This is a genomic window from Halomonas sp. SIMBA_159 (assembly GCF_046536035.1).
GTDB classification, from domain to species: Bacteria; Pseudomonadota; Gammaproteobacteria; order Pseudomonadales; family Halomonadaceae; genus Vreelandella; species Vreelandella venusta_A.
In genome coordinates, this window is record NZ_JAWJBT010000765.1 from 1 (window position 1) to 265 (window position 265).

General features: G+C 45.7%; 1 pseudogene. It reads left to right on the top strand.

Annotation, left to right across the window (positions count from 1 at the left end):
• Nucleotides 1-265, top strand: a pseudogene (locus tag R0J87_RS21275) (chemotaxis protein CheA); the annotation flags it as partial.

The window sequence follows — 265 nt, forward strand, 5'->3', positions numbered from 1 at the left end:
TGTGGTTAAGACCAAAATTAACCAGTTAAACGGTACTGTGCATATTCACTCAAAAATGGGCGAAGGCACGTTACTGGAAATTAAAGTGCCGCTGACATTGGCCATCTTGCCAACACTGATGGTTGTCGTTGGAAAGCAGACTTTTGCATTACCACTTGCTGGCGTCAGTGAGATCTTCCATCTGGATTTGAACAAAACCAATGTGGTAGACGGGCAACTTACTGTGGTGGTGCGCAACAAAGCTATTCCGCTGTTCTTCCTGGAG